The 15,100-nt window shown below is 71.6% G+C and carries 16 protein-coding genes and 1 tRNA gene; 1 reads left to right on the plus strand and 16 read right to left on the minus strand.

Annotated elements, in window-relative coordinates; genetic code table 11:
* Nucleotides 1-2 precede the first annotated feature (2 nt).
* From mnhG to ABFX46_RS25870, 11 genes are all read right to left on the minus strand, one after another.
* Complete coding sequence (gene mnhG, locus ABFX46_RS25820; protein WP_346045942.1) at nt 3-332, minus strand: monovalent cation/H(+) antiporter subunit G; 330 nt, start codon at nt 330-332, stop codon at nt 3-5.
* Nucleotides 329-613 carry an MrpF/PhaF family protein gene (locus ABFX46_RS25825; protein ID WP_346045944.1) on the minus strand — a complete coding sequence of 95 codons (285 nt, stop codon included), beginning with the start codon at nt 611-613 and terminating at the stop codon, nt 329-331. Before ABFX46_RS25825 ends, mnhG begins: the two co-directional genes overlap by 4 nt.
* Nucleotides 610-1,161: a Na+/H+ antiporter subunit E gene (locus tag ABFX46_RS25830; protein ID WP_346045945.1), complete on the minus strand. Its 552-nt coding sequence runs from the start codon at nt 1,159-1,161 to the stop codon at nt 610-612. The genes ABFX46_RS25825 and ABFX46_RS25830 overlap by 4 nt, the downstream gene beginning before the upstream one ends.
* Nucleotides 1,158-2,678 carry a Na+/H+ antiporter subunit D gene (locus ABFX46_RS25835; RefSeq protein WP_346045947.1) on the minus strand — a complete coding sequence of 507 codons (1,521 nt, stop codon included), beginning with the start codon at nt 2,676-2,678 and terminating at the stop codon, nt 1,158-1,160. The genes ABFX46_RS25830 and ABFX46_RS25835 overlap by 4 nt, the downstream gene beginning before the upstream one ends.
* Entirely contained in the window at nt 2,675-3,100 is a 426-nt protein-coding gene (locus ABFX46_RS25840) for a Na(+)/H(+) antiporter subunit C (RefSeq protein WP_346045949.1), read from the minus strand. Before ABFX46_RS25840 ends, ABFX46_RS25835 begins: the two co-directional genes overlap by 4 nt.
* Complete coding sequence (mbhE, locus tag ABFX46_RS25845) at nt 3,097-5,889, minus strand: hydrogen gas-evolving membrane-bound hydrogenase subunit E (RefSeq protein ID WP_346045951.1); 2,793 nt, start codon at nt 5,887-5,889, stop codon at nt 3,097-3,099. Before mbhE ends, ABFX46_RS25840 begins: the two co-directional genes overlap by 4 nt.
* Before the next feature lie 97 nt (nt 5,890-5,986).
* Nucleotides 5,987-6,712 carry an NPCBM/NEW2 domain-containing protein gene (locus ABFX46_RS25850; protein ID WP_346045953.1) on the minus strand — a complete coding sequence of 242 codons (726 nt, stop codon included), beginning with the start codon at nt 6,710-6,712 and terminating at the stop codon, nt 5,987-5,989.
* A 19-nt stretch (nt 6,713-6,731) separates the two neighbouring features.
* On the minus strand, nt 6,732-7,295 hold the full coding sequence (locus ABFX46_RS25855; protein ID WP_346045955.1) for a dihydrofolate reductase family protein: 564 nt from the start codon (nt 7,293-7,295) through the stop codon (nt 6,732-6,734).
* A 138-nt stretch (nt 7,296-7,433) separates the two neighbouring features.
* On the minus strand, nt 7,434-7,796 hold the full coding sequence (locus ABFX46_RS25860; protein WP_346045957.1) for a hypothetical protein: 363 nt from the start codon (nt 7,794-7,796) through the stop codon (nt 7,434-7,436).
* Between the two features lie 191 nt (nt 7,797-7,987).
* A complete protein-coding gene (locus ABFX46_RS25865; protein WP_346045959.1) occupies nt 7,988-8,773 on the minus strand; it encodes a hypothetical protein in 786 nt (261 codons plus the stop codon).
* A 624-nt stretch (nt 8,774-9,397) separates the two neighbouring features.
* A tRNA-Asn gene (locus ABFX46_RS25870) sits at nt 9,398-9,470 on the minus strand.
* Nucleotides 9,471-9,614: 144 nt separating this feature from the next.
* Here ABFX46_RS25870 and ABFX46_RS25875 point away from each other — a divergent pair.
* Nucleotides 9,615-9,887 carry a YtxH domain-containing protein gene (locus tag ABFX46_RS25875; RefSeq protein ID WP_346045960.1) on the plus strand — a complete coding sequence of 91 codons (273 nt, stop codon included), beginning with the start codon at nt 9,615-9,617 and terminating at the stop codon, nt 9,885-9,887.
* On the opposite strand, the gene ABFX46_RS25880 is transcribed toward ABFX46_RS25875, so the two are convergent.
* The 5 genes from ABFX46_RS25880 to ABFX46_RS25900 form a co-directional block, all read right to left on the minus strand.
* Nucleotides 9,884-10,375: a hypothetical protein gene (locus ABFX46_RS25880; RefSeq protein ID WP_346045962.1), complete on the minus strand. Its 492-nt coding sequence runs from the start codon at nt 10,373-10,375 to the stop codon at nt 9,884-9,886. The two genes, ABFX46_RS25875 and ABFX46_RS25880, sit on opposite strands and share 4 nt — an antisense overlap.
* 17 nt (nt 10,376-10,392) lie before the next feature.
* A complete protein-coding gene (locus ABFX46_RS25885; protein ID WP_346045964.1) occupies nt 10,393-11,712 on the minus strand; it encodes an MGH1-like glycoside hydrolase domain-containing protein in 1,320 nt (439 codons plus the stop codon).
* 123 nt (nt 11,713-11,835) lie between these two features.
* Nucleotides 11,836-12,642 carry an HAD family hydrolase gene (locus ABFX46_RS25890; protein WP_346045965.1) on the minus strand — a complete coding sequence of 269 codons (807 nt, stop codon included), beginning with the start codon at nt 12,640-12,642 and terminating at the stop codon, nt 11,836-11,838.
* The gene (locus ABFX46_RS25895) at nt 12,639-13,763 is read right to left on the minus strand and encodes a cysteine protease StiP family protein (RefSeq protein WP_346045967.1); all 1,125 of its coding nucleotides are present in this window, start codon (nt 13,761-13,763) and stop codon (nt 12,639-12,641) included. The genes ABFX46_RS25890 and ABFX46_RS25895 overlap by 4 nt, the downstream gene beginning before the upstream one ends.
* On the minus strand, nt 13,760-15,070 hold the full coding sequence (locus ABFX46_RS25900; protein WP_346045969.1) for a phosphoribosyltransferase family protein: 1,311 nt from the start codon (nt 15,068-15,070) through the stop codon (nt 13,760-13,762). Before ABFX46_RS25900 ends, ABFX46_RS25895 begins: the two co-directional genes overlap by 4 nt.
* Nucleotides 15,071-15,100: the final 30 nt, after the last annotated feature.

Consider the following 15,100-nt stretch of genomic DNA (forward strand, 5'->3'; position numbering starts at 1 on the left):
GCTCAGGAGTCGCGGGCGGACTCGTCGAGGGCGAGGGTCGCGGGGTCGATGACGCCGGCGCGGTAGGCGGCGCCGCCGATGGTCTGGGCGGTGACCGGCGCCGTGATCAGCTGGAACGCGGCGACCAGCAGCAGCGGGGTGGCGGCGGCGACCGAGCCGGTCTGCGGTGCCACCCCGGCGAGGACGAGCAGCAGCCCGATCGTCTGCGGCTTCGTCGCCGCGTGCAGCCGGGTGAGCAGGTCGGGGAACCGGAGCATGCCGAGCGCGCCGACCGCGCTGAACCCCGACCCGGCGAGCAGCAGCACGGCGGTGACGGCGTCGGCGGCGCTCACGCCCGCCCCTCCCGCTCCCGCCGCTCCGCCCGCGCCGCCGCCAGGTGCGCGGCGCTGACCGACCCCACGAAGCCCATCAGCGCGACCGCGACGAGGATCGTCGCGTTCGCCGTCTCCTTGTGGACGGCCGCGTGGACCGCGATGCCGCTCACCAGCAGGACCGCGAGGATGTCCCCGGCCATGACGCGGTCGAACGTGGAGGGCCCGCGGACGAGGCGGGCGGCGGTCATCAGGAACGCGGCGCCCAGCAGCGCCATGGCCGCGGAGTAGACGACGCTCATCGGTCCTCCCTTGTGGATGGGTCTCGTTCCGCCGCGTCCTCGGAGGCCACGAGGGCGCGCATCAGCCGGTGCTCGGTGCGCAGCACGCCGTCCCGCGCGGCGTCCGCCTCCTTCGGGGACCTGACCGGCATGGCGTGGATGTGCAGCACGTGCCGGTCCCAGTCGAGGTCGACCAGCAGCGTGCCGGGGCGCAGCGAGATGCTCGTCGTGACGGCCAGCAGGATGAGCTCGGAGCGGGTCCGCGCGTCCACCTCGACGATCGCGCCCTTCACCTCGCGCGGCCTGTAGAGGGCGTGCCGGGCGATGACCAGGCTGGACAGCAGCAGGTCCCAGGCGAACTCCAGCGCCGCCAGCACCAGCCAGAGCGGCCGTACCCGCCGGAGCGTCGGGACGGCGGGCAGCCGGCTCACCCAGTAGGCGGCGGCGACCACGATGACGCCGCCGACCACGACGAGGGCGTCGGCCCGTCCCCACAGGAGCAGCCAGACCGCGAAGAGCCACACGCCCATGCCCACCCGCGCGACGGTGCCGCGGACGCTCGTGCTCATGGTGTCCCTCCGTCCAGGACGGCGTGCCGGTAGTCGTCGCCGCTGACGAGGTCGCTCGCGGCGTGCCTGCTCCAGGACGCGAGCGGCCCGGCGAGCGCGGCGATGAGGAGCCCGGCGACGACCAGTACCGCCGTCACCGACTGCATGAGCCGCACACCCCCGCGCGTGTACGACTCGGACTTCGGCGGCTCCCGCGCGTCCTCCGGGCGGGTGCGCCAGAACCCGAGCGTCCAGATCCGGCTCATCGCCATGAGGGTGAGGACGCTCCCCACCACCGCCACGCCCGTCACGGCGTACGCCAGGACGCCCCCCGAAGCCACGCCCGCCTGGAACAGCGCGAGCTTGGCGACGAACCCCGATGTCGGCGGCACGCCGCTCACGCTCATCGCGGGGATGAAGAACAGCACGGAGATGAACGCCGACAGGCCCGCGAGGCCGCCGAGCCGGTGCAGCGACGTCTCCCCCGTATGGCCCTGGATCAGGTCGCTGACCAGGAAGAGCGTCGCCTGCACGACGATGTGGTGGACGAGGTAGAGGATCGCGCCGGTGAGCCCCGCGACGTCGAACAGCGCGAGGCCGAACAGCATGTAGCCGATGTGCCCGACGAGGATGAACGAGAACACGCGGTGGATGTCGTCGTGCGTCAGCGCGCCGAGGGTCCCGATGACGATCGTCCCGGCGGCGAGCACCAGCATCACCCAGGAGCCGTGCTCGCGCGGGAACACCAGCGTCTCGACGCGGATGAGCGAGTACACGGCGGCCTTCGTCAGCAGCGCCGCGAACACCGCGGTGATCTTCGTGAGCGCGACGGGGTAGCTGTCGGGCAGCCACATGTGCATCGGCACGATCGCGCCCTTGATGCCGAACACCACGAGGAACATCAGCCCGAGCGCCGTGCGGGTCGCGCCCGGCAGGTCCGGCATCCGCGTGGACAGGTCGGCGAGGTTGACCGTGCCCGCGGCCGCGTAGGTGAGGCCGAGCGAGGTGAGGAAGAGGATCGAGGACGTGAGGCTGACCACGGTGTAGGTCATCCCGGCCCGCACCCGCTCCCCGGTCGGGGTCAGCGTCATGAGGACGTAGCTCGACGCGAGCATGACCTCGAACGCGACGAACAGGTTGAACAGGTCTCCGGCGAGGAAGACGAGGCTGACCCCGGCGGTCAGCGTCAGGTAGGCGGGATAGAAGACGCCGGGTTCGTGGCCGTCCGTCCCGCCGGCGCCCTCCCCCACGGCGTGCAGCATGATCGCCAGCAGCACCGTGCCGGACACCACCAGCAGCAGCACCGACAGCCGGTCGGCGACGAGCGTGATGCCGAGCGGCGCGGCCCAGCCGCCGGCCTGGACGACGAGGATCCCGTCGCGGGCCACGGCCGCGAGCAGCGCCGCGCTCGCCGCGACGCCCCCCGCGGCGGCCAGCGGGCCGAGCACCCGCAGCCACGTCCCGCGCCGCCGGGCGATCATCGCCAGCGCCGCGCCGAGCAGCGGCAGCGCGAACGGCAGCGGGACGAGGACGTTCATGCGCCGTCCCCCGGCCCGGGGTTCGCCTGCTCCAGCGGGGTGGCGTCCTGCGCCTCGCGGCGGTCCCGCTCCCGGCAGATCCGGCGGTCCTCGACGTCGTCGCGGACCTCGTCCCCGCCGCGGAGCCGCCGGCTCCGGTAGGCAAGGGCCAGCAGGAACGCCGTGACCCCGAAGGTGATCACGATCGCGGTGAGCACCATGGCCTGCGGGAACGGGTCGGCCACCGCGCCCGGCCCCTTCGCGCCGAGCAGCGGCGGTGTGCCCGCGGCCCCGCCGGCGAGCAGCAGGACGAGGTTGGCGCCGTGCCCGAGCAGCGAGAAGCCGATCACGACCCGGATGAGGGACCGCTGCATCAGCAGGTCGAACCCGGCGGCGAACAGCACGGCGACCACCACGACGAGGACGAGTCCGGGCCCGGTCACGACGGCTCCTCCGCCGCGGCCTCGGACTCCTCCGGTTCCTCCGGCTCCTCCAGGCTGGCGCCGAGCGTGGTGAGGATCATCAGCACCAGCCCGAGCACCAGGAAGTAGACGCCCGCGTCGAAGAGCAGGTTGGTGGGGACGTCGACGCGGCCGAGCACCGGTACGGTGCCGCCCGGCTTCCGGGAGGCCAGGAACTCCCCGCCGGACGCCCAGCCGCCCGCACCGGTGGCGACCGCGATCCCCAGCCCGCCGCCGAGCAGCACCGCGGGGCGGACGGGCAGCGCGGCGGCGAGCTCCCGCCGCCCGCCCGGCAGGTACCGTAGGACGAACGCCATGCCCGCGACGAGGCCGCCGACGAACCCGCCGCCCGGGCGGCCGTGCCCGGCGAAGAACAGGTACACCGAGAACACCAGGACCGTCGGGGTCAGCAGCCGCGCCACCGCCTCCAGCAGGACCGAGGAGCCGCCGAGCGGCGGACGGCTCGGCGCCGCGAGCCAGCGGCTCCGCGGCCCCGCCCCCGCCCGGCCGGGGCGCCGCACGTCCGGCCCCGTCAGCACCAGGCTCGCGACGCCCATCGCGGTCGCGGCCAGCACCGCGATCTCGCCCAGCGTGTCGAGTGCGCGCAGGTCCACCAGGATCAGGTTCACCACGTTCTTCGTGTGCTCCTGCGCGGCGAGCCGGGTGTAGCCGGGGCCGACCGGCGCGGAGCTCCGGCTCAGCGCCGCCACCATCAGGAACAGCCCGACGAACGCGCCCATGCCGAGGCTGATCACGGCGGTGGCCGCCCGCGCGGGCACCTTGCGCAGCCGCGGCGGGAACCGCTCCGGCAGCCGCCGCAGCACCAGCACCAGCATGAACAGCGTCAGCGTCTCCACCACCACGAGCGTGAGCGCGAGGTCGGGCGCGCCGTGCACGGCGAACAGGCCGGTCATCCCGTAGCCGGTGCCCGACAGCAGCAGCACCGCCGACAGCCGGCCGCGCGCCCACATCGCCCCCAGCGCACCGGCGATCACGATCACGGCGAGGACGAGCTGCGCCGGATCGCCCCAGGCCCGGGGCGCCGGCCACCCCGGCCCGGTGCCCCGGACCAGCCCCGCCACGAGCGCCGACCCCGGCACGACCAGCACCATCAGCGCGATCACACCGAGGTACACCGGCAGTGAGCCGATCTGGAGCCGCCGGGTCACCGCGTGCGCGGTGGCCATCGTCCCGCCGACCACGGCGTCGTAGCCCTTCTGGACGTCCGGGAGCCACCACCGCGCGGACCGTCCGGGGAATGTCCGGCCGAACGCGCCGTACAGCCCGGCGCCCGCCACGATCGCGATCACCGACATCCACAGCGGGAGCCCGAACCCGTGCCAGATCGCCGGCTCGTAGCCCGGCCCGTCGGCCGGCAGCGTCCCGGCGTAGGGACCGATGAGCCGCTGCAGGGCTCCGGGGACGAGCCCCAGCGCGAACCCGGCGACGGACAGCACCACGACGGGGACGACCAGCCCCCAGGGGTCGTCGGGCCCCTGATCCGTCGTTCCGGAGAAGGCACCGTGCAGGAACCGCGCCCCATACGCAACGGTCAACGCGGACCCGGCGACGATCCCCGCCAGGACGGCGACGTCCCAGCCGCCGTGGGCGAACGCCTCGAACGCGGCCTCTTTCGCCACGAACCCGAGGAGGGGCGGGATGCCGATCATGGACGCGACCGCCGCCGTCGCGGCGACCGCGAGGACGGGCAGCCGCCACCCGGCGCCCGACAGGTGGTCCGCGCGCCGCGTCCCCGTCTCGTGCTCGACCGCGCCGACCGTCAGGAACAGCGGCGCCTTGAACAGCCCGTGGGCCAGCAGCAGCGCCCCGCCGGCCAGCGCCGCCGTCCGCGTCCCGTTCCCGAGCAGCACCATCAGGAATCCGAGCTGGCTGATCGTCCCGTACGCCAGCAGCCTCTTGAGATCGTCCTGGCGCAGCGCGACAAGGCCCGCGGCCACCAGGCTCAGCAGGCCCACCGCCAGGACCAGGGGCCGCCACGGAGCGACCCCGGCGAACCCCGGCGCCAGCCGGGCGACCAGATAGACCCCGGCCTTCACCATCGCCGCCGCGTGCAGGTAGGCGCTCACCGGCGTAGGCGCGACCATCGCCGCCGGCAACCACCCGTGCAGCGGGATCTGCGCCGACTTGGCGAACGCCCCCGAGAGCACCAGAACCACGCCGACACGCGCCGCGACCCCGCCGGGAGGATCCGCGACCAACTGCGATATCCGATACGTCCCCGCTGCCTCCCCGAGCACTACGAACCCGACGAGCATGACCAGCCCGAACGCGGTGGTCGTCAGGAGCGCCTGGGTGGCGGCCCGCCGGTCCGCCACCCGGTCGGGCCGCGTGTGCCCGATGAGGATGAACGAACTCAGCGTCGTGAGTTCCCAGAACACGTACAGGACGAGCAGGTTGTCGGCGAGCACCAGCCCGGTCATCGCCCCCGCGAACGCGACGAGCGTCCCGATCATCAACCGCTCGGACCGCTCGAAGTACCACCCCGCGTAGCACAGGACGACGGCCCCGACACCGCCGACCAGCAGCAGCATCACCACGGCCAGCGCGTCCAGCCGGAAGTCGAGCACGAGCCCCAGATCGGACGACCAGACGACCCGGCCGGTCAGGTCCCGCCCCACCCGCGTGGCCGCCCAGGCGGCCGTCGCCGCGGGCAGAAGAGCCGCGGCACATCCCATGACCCGCCGGTACCGCCCCAGCGCCCACGGCACCCCGACGGCCACGACGGCATAGACCCCGACCAACGCCAGCATGCCGCCCGCAGCCCCCCTCCCCACGTCGCAGGCGATCTACCCAGGGGACGCGCCCGAAACGGGGAGGGACGACGGACGGCACCGCGCCGCCGACGCCTTACATGACGAACCGGGCGTTGCCCCACACGGCGACCGCGACGGAGGGCACCGCGGGGCCGCCGAATTCGAGCCCGACCACGGTGAGCGTGAGCGTCCGCTCGCCGTGCAGCGGCACGTAGACCGGTTTGGGCCTGTCGTCGGAGGTCAGCTTGTCATCGGTATCGCCCGGGCTCATCGTGAAGTTGAAACTGGACCCGGGATCGGAATCATCGTCCAGCCCGATCGTCGCGGCGAAAGCCTTCGCCCCCTCGGGGATGGCGTAGGCCATGGTGTTCGGATCGCCCTGCGTGAACGAAGTCCCTTTGATCCTCAAGCTGTACGGATAGTATCCGCCCATTTTCGCCGCACCGGTGGTCTGCCAGTTGTGCATGCCGCCCTTCGGCTTCAAGTCCTTGGACAGGTACAGAGTGGTCTTCCGCGGCTCCACGGGGCCATCGCCCCCAGGATCACCACCGGCAGGGGCGGCCGGAGGCGCCGCCTTGTGCGTGGGCGGCCTGGTGCGCTTCGCGGGCGGTGTCGTCGTCGGCTCCTCCTCCGGCGACGGCGTCACCGCCCTCCACCCCGCCCATGGCCACGGAAAGACACTCACCCCGGCAATCCACGAATGCTGACCAAAAGCGGCCACGCACGCACCCGAGCGCGACAAGGCACCGATCCCCCACGACGAAGCAGTGCGCAACAAATCGACGGGCTCGTCGGACACGAACGAGCCGGAGACCACCACGCGGGTTCAGAAGGGCGGATCAGCGCTTGGTCTCGTACCTGGTCAGGACCACGCCGTCGGGGAACGTCCGGGTCTCGACCAGGGTCAGGTTCACCCAGTTGTCCAGCGTCGTGAAGAACGGTGTGCCGCCGCCCACCAAGACCGGCGCGGTGACCAGCACGTACTCGTCGATCAGCCCGGCCCGCATCGCCGCCGCGGCGAGTGTGGCGCCGCCGATGTCCATGGGACCGCCGTCCTCGGCCTTGAGCCGGGTGATCTCGGCGACCGCGTCCCCGCCGACCAGGCGGGCGTTCCAGTCGACCGTCCCGATCGTGGAGGAGAACACCACCTTCGGCATGGCCCGCCAGCGCCGGGCGTACTCGGCCTCTGCCGGCGTGACCCCGGGCTGCCGGTCGGCGGTCGGCCAGTGGGAACTCATCGTCTCCCACAGTCCGCGCCCGTACAGCGCCAGCTCCGTCGCCCCCACCCGATCGGACCACCACTGGAACAGTTCGTCGCTCGGCACACTCCAGCCGAGGTCGTCACCGGGCGCGGCGACGTAGCCGTCCAGGCTCAGGTTCATACCGAAGGTCAGTTTCCGCATGCCGCCACCCTCCTGCGAGCCGGTCTTCGACGTACAGACCAGCACGGCGCCGAAGAATCATCGCCCACGCCGCACCGAGCGCCAGGTCTGGCGCTCGGTTCGTGCCGGTGGCGATGGATACCCGCACTTGGCCCCCGGCTACTCTTCACGGACAGGGCGAGGGAAGAGAGACTCTTGCAGTTCAAGGTTGATCTGTTCGGGGAATACAAGGAAGTGATAAATCGCGCGCCCTTCGTGGACGAGGGTTCCGTAGCCCATCACGCGGCCGGACAGGGATCGGTGAACGGTCACCCCTTTGAGTCCGTCCAGAGGCAGGATACTGGCGTTGTTGGGAGATCGCCCAGAAAATACAAGCAATCGCTGATTCGTTATGACCAGATAAGTCTTGCTCCATCGGACAATGGCCAGCAGCAACCCCACTGCCAACAGGGCCGTCAGCGACCAGACTATGGTCACCGACTGGTGCCGACCGTGCGATATCACCGGAGTGGCGATTGCCACGATCAAACTTCCCACAAGCGTTGCGGCCGGCGGAAGGAGAGCGAACGGATGTTGTCGCAGAGTTATCACTTGGTTCTCATGCGGCAGTAGATGACGGACTACTGACGGCGGGGCACTGTCGCTAGGAGTAATCACTCTCATCATCTGCTCCGCGTTCTCTGCAACATCTGATCTTCATGGCCGCCGACTGCTCACGGACCTGGAGCACAGAGTGGAACGCCAGTTGAAGCATGCGATAGAGAGATCAGCGGTTCCATGGAGCTGAAGTCGGCCATCTGGCACACCTGCCGTCCCGCGATCTCTCTCACCGGATAGTAGACGACCTCCCGGGTATCCTCCCTCAAGACGGCCAGCCAGTTGTCATTTCCAGGCAGTGCGTAGCCGATGACCGTCTCGTGAGAGGCCAGGGTGATCTTCTCGGGCGGCATCCATGGCCGCTTCAACTGCTCCGCATAGAAGTCGTCCCCATGCGGGACCGCATATATGTGAAGAACGTACGGGACGAGCGCCAGGGCGATGATGGCGCCGAGCGTCCTCAGGAACGAACTGTAGCCGAGGCCCAAGTTGCCGGCCAGAAGGACGACGGCCACCACGAAGAGCAGCAGCAAGACAATGAAACGCACGCTTTCCCACTTGTACACCGAGTGCCAATCATCTTTCGCGAGCGCGATCGCAGCGGATCCACTCATCGCGGCCGGAGAGACGAAAGCACTCGCCGTCAGCGCCAGAGCACCGGCCGCCGTTCGGCGGAAGAGGAGCAGAATCAGGGCAATATAGGGAAGAAAGGCAGGTATCAGTGGAACCACCGTGCTCAGCAGCGTGTTCACATACCCGCCCGACGAAACAATCGCGTTGGCGGTCGTCGGATTGTAATTTGAAACGATCAACAGCCTCGCGACCGCAATGAGCAGGAGTCCGACGGGCGAAAGAATCAGAACGAGCAGAGTTGACCGCTGAATACGGCGGAAGATGTCCATCTTCACCTTCACAGGTCGACCCGCCAAGCACCCCCGGCTGCCTCCATCTTGCCCATCTCATCGAACACGCCCACCGTTACCGACATGCCGCAAACCGGCCAACCGCACACCGTGAGAGAGTGCCGCCGCGCAGGTAGAGCCAAGACCCGCTTGACGGAAGAACCGGAATTCCAGGACGCCCGGTGCCGCAAGTACCCCGCGACCGTGAATCCATGGTCGGACGCGCGGCGTTGACGAGCCCGGCACCGTTACCTCCGCAACGTCCCGTCACCGTAGAGCCGGCCCCGGGGCACCGCGGCGCCTACCTGCCCAGGGTGGCCACGGCCAGCCTGGACGCGGTCCACAGCGTGCAGGGGGCGCCCACATGGACGCCGGGTCCGCCTTGGCACGCGCCATCCTGACGCCAGAGAGCTGGACGCCGCGGGAGTTGCGGCACAGTGACGGAGACGATCTACCGTCACCAGATCCGGCCGGTGGTCGGGGACGGCGCGGCCTCGGTGAACCCGCTCTTCCCGGGGAGCCACGGGGAGCCGTAGTCACGCAGTTGGTCGCCCAGAGACGAACAGAGCCCCCGTCCGCGCGGGGACGAGGGCTCTGAACTGGGCTTACGTGGGTTGAGTCAAGCTCCCGCGATTGGACTCGAACCAATAACCTGCCGGTTAACAGCCGGCTGCTCTGCCGATTGAGCTACGCGGGATCGTGCGTCCGGCGGGGCGTTTCGGCCCCTGTCGGCGGCACTAGGTTAGCGCATGTGAGGGGGTCTTCGCGCACGCGTTACGCGTGGGTGCGCCGTCGGCGGGTATGGGGGGTGTCACGATTCCGCCGTCAGTGGGAGTTGGACATGAAGACCCGCATGATGTTCATGGCAGGCGCCGCGATCGGCTACGTCCTCGGGACGAAGGCCGGACGCGAGCGGTACGAGCAGATCAAGCGGCTGTCGCAGCAGGTGTCGGAGAACCCGAACGTGCAGGAGGCGGCCGGGATGCTGCGGGCCAAGGGCGAGGAGTTCGCCGGTGCCGCGCGCGGCAAGGCGAACCATCTGAAGGAGCGGGTGCCCGAGCAGGTCGCCGGGCGCGGCAAGAGCGAGGATCAGCCGACGGTGTACCCCGGCTAGAGACCGGTCTGGCGGCGCAGTTCCTCTAGGGCCTGTTCGGCCTGGGCGCGCAGGCCCGGGTCGGACGGGTCGAGGCCCGCGTCGAAGACGAAGGTCCAGCGCACGTCGCCGCCGGCGGCGGGGCGCCGTGCCGCTATGCGGACCTTGCCGCCGGGGAGCTGGACCTGGTGGCTGACCGCGATGGTGGCGGTGACGCGTTCCCGGACGGTTTCGGGGACGGAGCCGGGGTCGGTGAGCCGGACGTGGTGCTCGGGACCGGCGGAGGTCTCGTGGACGTGGAGCCAGCCGTCCTTCCAGGTGGCGTGGTCGACGCGTTCCCACGGGACGCGGGTGAAGCCGCCCGCGGGTGCCGGGACGTGCAGCGCCGTGGTGGTGGCGATGACGTGGGATCCGCCCCGGGTGGGGGCGGTCGCGAGGACGCGTTCGCCGCGGTCGAGGGTGAGCGCGGCGCGGACTTCGGCGGGCAGCGAGCCCCGGAGCAGGCGCATGTGCTCACGGTAGGCGATCAGGCGGCCTGGGGGGCACGGCGGGCCCCGAGGAGGTCGAGGACGAGCGCGGCGGACCAGGCGTAGTCGTGGCTGCCGCGTCCGGTCCCGTCGAAGGGGTCGAAGAACTCGCGGAAGCCGGACTGGCGGACGAGCCGCATGGTGGAGCCGTAGAGCAGGTCGGCGACGACGGGCAGGCCGTGGCCGAGGGCGCCGTACCAGACGAGCCAGTTGGTGCTGATCCAGGTGGGGCCGCGCCAGTAGCCGCCGCGGTCGAAGGCGGGGGCCTGGATGTCGCAGCTCGGGACGGGGTAGCCGGCGGCGCCGGCGAAGCGGGCGGACAGCAGCAGGTCGACGAGGTTGCGGACGATGGGGGCGGGCAGGTCGGGGTCGAGGAGCGGGCCGAAGGAGCCGACGGTGATGACGGGCAGGAGCCGGTCGTCGCGCAGGTCGCGGGCGCGGAAGCAGCCGGTCTCGGCGTCCCAGAGGCGGTCGAGGACGGCGCGGTGGACGCGGCCGGCGTGCTCGCGGTGCGGGGCGGGGTCGGCGCCGATGATCTCGGCGATGTCGGCGAGGGCGTGGGTGGAGGCGAGGTAGACGGCGTTGACGAGGGGGTCCTCGACGGCGAACGGGTGCGCTTCGCGGAGGTAGTCGGGCTGGTAGCCGGCCTCGCGCATGAGGGCGACGAGGCGGACGTAGCGGTCGTAGTCCTCGCCGGTGGGGAGGGTGCGGGGGCGCTGCGCGGGCGCGTAGGAGGACGGCGGGAGCCGCAGGGCGCCGAGGGGGCGGTCCCAGGCGGGGCTGTTGTCGAGCCCGGACTCCCAGGGATGGCAGATGGCGATGAGGCCGCTGGAGTCGAGGTCGCGGGCGCGGGCGAGGTAGCGGTGCTGGGCGGTCAGCATCGGGTAGAGGCGGGCGAGGAACGCGCGGCTGCCGTCGAGGTCGGTGGCGCACTCGTGGAGGCGGAGGGCGGTGAGGGCGTGCAGCGGCGGCTGGGTGAGCCCGGAGGTGTGGACGCCGTGCGGCGCGTCCGGCTGGAGTTCGCTGCGCCAGAGTTCGGGGCCGGGGAAGTACCCGTGCCGGGCGAGGCTCGTGTTGAAGACGATGTGCGGGAGCATCCCGTCGGCCCACTGGCCGCGGAACAGCGAGAGCAGTTCGGCTTCGGCGCGGTCGCGGCGGTGGCGGGCGAGGCCCATGCTGATGAACGCCGCGTCCCAGCTCCACTGGTGGGGGTAGAGGCCGGGCGACGCGGCGGTGGCCGTCCCCGTCCAGTTGGCGTCGAGGACCCGGGCCGCGGCCTTCCACAGCGCGGTCTCGTCACCGGTCAGACGGGAGCTCATGTGGTCCAGGTGACCTCCTCGGCGTGAGAGGGGCTCACCGTGATTGTCACCTCAGATCGCGGCGACGGCGACCCCTGCGGGAGTGTCGATTCCCAACGCGGGCGTGAAGGGCCCCGTGATTATTTACGGTTCCGCCGCGCGTTCCAGGAGCCATTCCGCGATCTCCTCGCCTGCGGCGATGCCGCGGGCGGCGGTGACGGTGGTGCGGGGGGACGTCCAGCCGGTGTCGTGCAGTTCGCCGTGCGCGGGACGGATCGACAGGTCGGCGGCTTCGAGCAGTTCGATGTCGAGGAGGGAGTCGCCGGCGGCCAGCATCGCGGACGCGCCGGCGCGGTGGGCGACCTCCTCGGCGGCGGCGGCCTTGGTGAGGCACGCGGGCAGGCAGTAGACTTTGCGGCCCTGCAGGGACGTCCGCCAGCCGCGTTCAGCGCACCAGCCGGTGAGGGCCTCGACCCAGCCGGCGGGCAGCGCGGCCCTGTCGACGACGGTGTAGGCGAACAGGTCGGAGGCCGTGCGCTGTTTGAGGACGAAGTCGCCGCTGGACTCGGCGAGATGGTGCTGGACGTCCGCGAGCGGCGCGCACCCGTCCGCGACACGGGTCCGGACGGTCTCGGCCCATGCCCGGTCGACTTCGCCGTCCACGAGGAGGTGGCCGCCGTTCGCGCAGATGGCGTACGCGGGCGGCTTCTCCAGCAGGTGCACGCGCCGGTACTGCTCCGGTGTGCGCGTCGTGGTGGGAACGAACGTCGCGGCCGTCGACAGGACTTCGAGGGTGCGCGCGGAAGCCTCGGTCATGTAGGAGAGCGGCGCCCCCTGGTAGAACTCCACGCACAGCAGGCGCGGCATCGCCTCGTCGGGCCCGTCCAAGGCGAACGCGGCCGCGGAGTAGATGAGCGTACGGTCGAGGTCCGAGCACACCAGGACGGTCACTGAACGGCTCCCTGGCCGAAGCGGGGATGGATGAACCCCATGCACGCGTAGGGGAACCGGTCGGGCTCGACCTCGTGGACGGGCACGCCGCGCTCGCCGGCGAGCAGCCGGATGTGCGTCACCTCGGGCCCGGCGTCGGCCCGCACGAGCACCTTCCACGGGACGCGCCGCAGCAGCACCCGCGTCGTCTCGCCGATGCCCGGTTTGACCAGGTTGAGGTCGTCGATCCCCTCGGCCTCGGCGCAGCGCCGGACGGCCTCCCACCCGGACCAGTCGGGCGCGCGGTCGGCGGCGCGCAGATCCGGGAGGTCCTTCGCGACGCGTTCGGCGACGTCCGGGAACCGGGCGACGACGGCGTCCAGGAACACCGCGGACACGTCGTCGCCCGCCAGCTCCCGGTAGAACTTCGCGCCGTGGAAGTCGCCCGGACCGATGAGCGAGGCGTTCAGGACCGTCCGGCTGACCAGGCCCGACACCGTCGAGTTGAGGCACGCGGACGGGATCAGGAAGTCGTCGCGCGTCCCGTAGAGCGGCGTGCACCGCCCCGGGTCGGCGAGGACGGCGAGGTCGGACGGGAACGGGTGCGGTGCCAGCGCGGCGGTCAGCTCCCGCGTGATGGCGCCCTTGCCCGTCCAGCCGTCCACGAACATCACGGACGCGGGGTCGTGGTGCTCGGCGAGATACCGCAGCGCCGCGGTGTCGATGCCCCGGCCCCGGACGATGCTGGCGGCGTAGTGCGGGAGGTCGAGGCCGTGCGCGTACCGCGCCCAGCGGCGCATCAGGATCCCGACGGGCGTCCCGGCCCGCGCCAGCGACACCAGGACGGCGCCCGGCCCGCGCTCGGTGAGGATCATCTCGGTGACCAGCCCCGTCGCGTAGGCGAGCCGCTCCGCCGACGCCTCCAGCGCCCGGTGGAACAGCCGCCGGTACTCCGGACCGGGCTGGTACTCGACCGGGAGCGACTCGGCGTAGTGGGCGCGGCCCGCCTGGATCGCCGCTTCGCGCTCCTCGGTGGGGGCCTCCAGGCGCACATGCGAGAGGTCCTTGAGCAGCCAGGCGACGTCCTCCGCCGGATAGCTGCCGAAGGACGGCCCGTACAGCGGCCCGGGCAGCGGCTTCACGAATCCCTCCCATGGGCGGGGACAGTGGCGACCAGGACCGGCGCAAGCGCGCGCAGCCGCTCCAAGAGGCCGCCGGCGAGCGCCTCCGTGTCACCGACGTCGTCCACCACGAAGACGATCTGGTCGAACCCGCGCTGGTCCGAGCCGGCGACCACGTTGTAGGCGTACCGCTCCCCCGGCCCGTCGGCGGGATCGTCATGCGACGGGAACACCAGCCGCGTTCTGATCGCGTAACCGGGGTCGTCCACGGCGAGCACGGGCGAACGTGTGGTCGTCGAGTAGCGGACGTCCACGGACGGCAGCGCGTCGGCGAGCGCCTCTGCGAGACGCAGCGGCGCGTACATCAGCTCCTCGAACCCCAGCACGAGCACCCGCGAGACAGCATCGAGCTCCGCGGCGAGGACATCGGCCATACGCGCGAGGTCTTTCTCCAGGCGTGCCCGATGCTCGGGCTGGAAGCCGTGCCGTCCACCGTCCGGCAGACCGGCCGGCCACTCCAACTCCGCCCGCGTCACCTTGAACGGCGGCCCGTCCGGGACGGCGGAATCGCCGCACAGGCCCGCGACGAGGGCCTGCCCCGCCGCCAGGATGCCTTCGGGCAGCTCGACGTGCCCTCCGGCCAGCGCGACCGCGTCGATGCGGGTGCCCAGCCGGTCGGCGAGATCGTCCATGCGCGCCCGGTCCCCGGGCCCGCGCAGGTCGACCAGTGCCGCCAGGACGTAGTGGTCCCTCGGCCGGACGGCGTGCAGCGCCTCAATGGTGTTCAGCACGGTCCGGCCCGTGGACAGCTCGTCGTCCACCAGCACCACCGGGACGTCGCGGTCGAGCATCGCCGCATCCGCGGGCAGCAGCAGATGGCTCGTGGCGTGGCTGTGCTCCTCCTCGAACCCGCCGTAGGTCGCGAAGCCCGGCACGGGACGCCGCGTCGAGTGCAGGTAGTAGGCACCGCCCAAGGCGTCCGCCACGGAATGCCCCAGGGCGGTGGCGGTCTCGGCGTAGCCCAGGACGATCGCGTCCACGGGGACCCGAGGTGCGCGCATGAGGTCGCGCAACCTGGCCGCAGCCCCCGGTGCACCGCCCAGAGCGTCCGGCAGAAGCGAACCGGGATGGGCCGCATCCTCACCCCGCAGGCGCGCGCGCACGAGGTCGCCCAGCAGCAGCCCGGACCCGTACACGAGCCGAGGGTCCGTCGGGACGTGCTTGCCCAGCACGGCCGACACCAGCAGATGCGCACGGCGCGGATTGCGCCGCACGGCCAGCCCTACGAGCGACGACAGACCGGCCCCCACCGGGCGGGAGCCGTCCATGAGCCGCACCCCGAGGCGCGAGGAGACCCA

The sequence above is a fragment of the Actinomadura chokoriensis genome, assembly GCF_039529475.1.
GTDB lineage: Bacteria > Actinomycetota > Actinomycetes > Streptosporangiales > Streptosporangiaceae > Spirillospora > Spirillospora bangladeshensis.